General features: G+C 45.1%; 1 protein-coding gene. It reads left to right on the top strand.

Annotation, left to right across the window (positions count from 1 at the left end; genetic code table 11):
• Positions 1 to 154 precede the first annotated feature (154 nt).
• A partial coding sequence (istA, locus tag CWD90_RS22935) for an IS21 family transposase (RefSeq protein ID WP_157941319.1) occupies positions 155 to 1,093 on the top strand: 939 nt, incomplete at its 3' end.

Genomic DNA, 1,093 nt, shown 5'->3' with positions numbered 1-1,093 from the left:
TGCAAAAAACGGTCATAGTATACCACCCTGGCCGGATTAAAGTGAGCCACCCTCGCCGGGTGAAAGTGAACCACCTTCGCCGGATGAAAGTGAACCACTAAGAAAGTCGATTCTATTTGTAAAAAGCCAAAGGTCTTTTTTTGTTAAAAAGATTATGGCCAACAAACAAATAGACATGCGAAAAGTAAAACAGATATTCAAGTTATATAGCGAGGGTGTGAGCAAACGCCAGATAAGTTCAAGGCTGGGGCTCTCCCGCAATACCATTACCAAGTATATAGCCTTTTTCAAGCGTTATCAGCTTACTAATTATGAAGTCTCGGCAATGACCTTTGAAGAGCTGCACAAACTCTTCAAATCGGATCAAAAGCCCAAGAGCCAGCAGCTATTGGCCCTAGAGAAGTACTATCCCTATTTTGATAAAGAACTGCGTAAGACCGGAGTGACCAGACAACTGCTCTGGCAAGAATATTATACAAAACACCCCGATGGGTTCAAGCTATCACAGTTCAAGTACTGGTATAACGAATGGACCAAAGAAGTATCGCCCGTAATGCATTTTACCCATAAGGCGGGCGATAAGCTCTTTATAGATTTTACAGGCAAAAAACTTACTATAGTTGACCGTCATACGGGCGAACTACAAGATTTGGAAGTGTTCGTGTGTGTACTGGGCAGTAGTCAATATACTTATGTAGAGGCCTGTGCCAGCCAAAAGAAAGAAGATTTTATAGCTTGTGTGGAAAACGCCTTTTGGTTCTATGGCGGTGTGCCACATGCATTGGTCCCCGACAACCTTAAGTCGGCGGTCACCAAGAGCAGTCGTTACGAACCAAAGGTCAATGATACCTTTGCCGACTTTGCGGAACACTATGAAACGGCCGTACTCCCCACCAGGGCGTACAGGCCCAGGGACAAGGCCATTGTGGAGAATGCCGTGCGTATTATTTACACACGGGTCTTTGCCCCGTTACGGCACCAGACCTTTCACAGCATACCCGAGATCAACAAAACAATACTCGAACTCTTGGAAACCCATAACAAGATGTCTTTCAGGGGAAGGGAGTACTCCCGTTATTCTTTGTTCGAGGAA

It is taken from the genome of Arenibacter catalasegens (assembly GCF_002909235.1).
Taxonomy (GTDB): Bacteria; Bacteroidota; Bacteroidia; order Flavobacteriales; family Flavobacteriaceae; genus Arenibacter; species Arenibacter catalasegens.
This window is presented reverse-complemented; position numbering and strand designations above follow the sequence as displayed.